This is a genomic window from Stieleria sp. (assembly GCF_041595215.1).
In the GTDB taxonomy this organism is placed as follows: Bacteria; Planctomycetota; Planctomycetia; order Pirellulales; family Pirellulaceae; genus Stieleria; species Stieleria magnilauensis.
On record NZ_JBFHKV010001126.1, the window covers coordinates 1 to 2680 of the forward strand.

Sequence of the window (2680 nt, forward strand, 5' to 3'; positions counted from 1 at the left end):
CAAAAAATGGAATGATCAAAAAATGGAATGATCAAAAAATGGAATGATCAAAAAATGGAATGGTCAAAAAATGGATTGGTCAATAGATGGTTTGGTCAATAGATGGGTTGCTCAAAAGATGGGTTGGTCAATAGATGGAGACGGATCGCGAAAGTCAGTCGTCGAGACTTTGGATCAAGGTCTGGATTTCGTCCGGCGTGATGTTGCGGCAGGCTGCCTGCAACATCTCACGGAAATGTCGTTTTCCTTCGACGCCTGACATGAACCCGATGTTGCCGATCGGCCCATAGCTGTCGGTGATCCGTTCTCCCTCGGCATCAAAGATGGCGTGGAACGGGACTCCGACCCGTCGGCCCAGCGTCAACAATGCCGCCACTTCGGATCCGTGTCGGTCTCGCACGTCATCGATTTTGACCAAGACGAAGTCTTTTTCGAGCACTTCACGGTGATCATCGATCCAGCGACTGAGGCGGAAGCACGGGCCACAGTAACGCTGTCCGGTGCGGATCCACACGCGGCGGTCGGTTTCACTCGCCGATTTGAATGCCTTGTCCCACTTCAATTTCGCATCTTGCTGATCCGGCGCATGTTGTTCGATCATTTCGTCGGCGGACGATACGGACTGGTCATCATCGGCGTCGAACAAGGACCGCGCGAGTTCTTTTCCATTGACATCGTAGACGCAAACAAAAACGGCACCCTCGGAAACGGACGGCCACTTCATTTGCTCGGCAAATTTTCGATTTCGAGGATCATCCAAGTCGTCCGGGGTGACATGCAGCTGCATGAAGCTGGTGATCTTTTGCTGCCGTGAATAGTCCAACAAAGCGTCATCGATGAACGCTTTCACGGTGGGGTCGTCATGGTCCGCGAGAATCACCATTTGACGAAAGTTGCCCAGTCGACAGTCCCGCTGGGTGATTTGAAAACGCTCGGCCATTGTCTTTTGCTCGGTGGCCGATTCTGTCGCACCCAACCGTGTGACGACCTCCTCGCGCTCGTCATCAGGCAACAGATAGATGGTGTCAATCGATCGAAATTGATTGGGGGCATGGTCGAGCGGATCGGTGCTGACCAAAATCTCTGTCTTGCACGGCAATGCATCGAAGCGATAGCGTCCCTGTTGATCGGTGACACGCTCAATCGAGGGCAGAAAAAACGTGGTCGGAAAACCGCTGCCGAACACGGTGCCGTCGGAGACTCGTATCGAAGCGCGGACCGGGTGACTTACAACCGGTTGACCTTGGCCGTCGAGGATCTGGCCGCGAAACGATTTTGTCGGATAGAGTTGGATCTGAACCGGTTGCTCGAGATCTTTGATAACAACCGATCCGGCAAACTGTTTGTCGTCTGAAAATGCAACGGCAGCCAGTTTGGTGGCCTTCGTTTCGAATTCGAATCTGCCGTCGCTATCGGTCTTGACGGAAAACCCGTCACCGGATTGTCCGTCGATTGCTCCGATTTGAACGCTCGCGTATTTCAGCTCAACGGCATCGCTCCACGGGACGATCGTCCCACGAACCGCGACCGCTTTGTCCAGTTCTCGATGAAGATGGATTTCGTTCGGCGCATCGGGCTTCACGACGATTTCCTGGTTCGCCCGCCAGTCGCTTGACATGGCGTTCACTTCCAATTCGCCCGGCGGCACTAACATTCGAACCATTCCCTGGTCATCGGTGTTGCCGTCCGAGTTTGGGCCAAGGCTTCCTGAACGCTTTTCGCCGTTCTCTTGCCACGAGAACTGATGCCGGGACCGGAAGAGCACTCGCACGTCTTGCATGGGTGTCGCATCGCGTCCAGCGGTTAACCGAACGCGCACCGGGATTCCCTTGATCAAGTTCAGCGCGAGGGCGTTTTGGTTTTGCGAATCCGATTGAGAGGGGATCAAATCGATCGTTGGCGTGACCCATTGTTCGTCGTTGACGAAGACGCAATACGTAGCGTCGGGCAACACGTCGACGGAGAAACTTCCATCCGGATCGGTAATCGCATAAACGTATTCGAGCCGCCCCTCCTCTTCGGCTTGGAACGTGCCGAGCCGGACGTCGAAGCCACCCGGGAATACGTCGTCACCGGAAACACGTCCGTTGACGGTTGCTCGATCGACGGACTTCTTCACCGTCAATACAAATCGATCATCCTCAAAGGTGCCTTCGACGCGACGCCAGTCTTCGTCGTGAAGATCAACGTAGGTGTAGGGTGCGTCAATCTGCGGGAAGTACGGATAGACGGCAACGCCCTGATCGTCGGTGACCAGGTGGACGTCATCGGGAGTCCCGATGAAGTTGTATTCCGGCGGTGCGGTTGCGACGTTGAGCTCGAGCTGAACGCCCGAGAGCGGCTGCCCGTCGATGTCTTTGACAACGATCGGACACGGTCTGCACTGGAACAGCTCAATCGTATGACTGTCCGCCGTCGGATCACGCATCGGTTTGCGTGAAAACTGGTATCCGCCGATCCTTTCGTTCTGCGACCAGGCGGTCACGGCCGAAATGGTTTCGTGCGACAACAGAGTGAATTCGGCAACACCATCGTCGTCGGCGACCGCGGACAATTCGACTCCGCTGTCGAGCCTCACCCGCACGTTGGCTTTCGCGACGCGTTTGCCGGCGTGTTGCAGCGTGAACGTCACCGTACGACTGGGACGTTCGGCTTGCAGCGTCACGCCGTTGAGCACGCG

At 55.5% G+C, this 2680-nt stretch carries 1 protein-coding gene; it reads right to left on the reverse strand.

Features of this window, described 5'->3' with window-relative positions; all coding sequences use genetic code 11:
* Positions 1 to 154: 154 nt before the first annotated feature.
* Positions 155 to 2680: thioredoxin family protein (locus tag ABX749_RS28790; protein ID WP_372899069.1), on the reverse strand; the 2526-nt coding region annotated here is incomplete at its 5' end.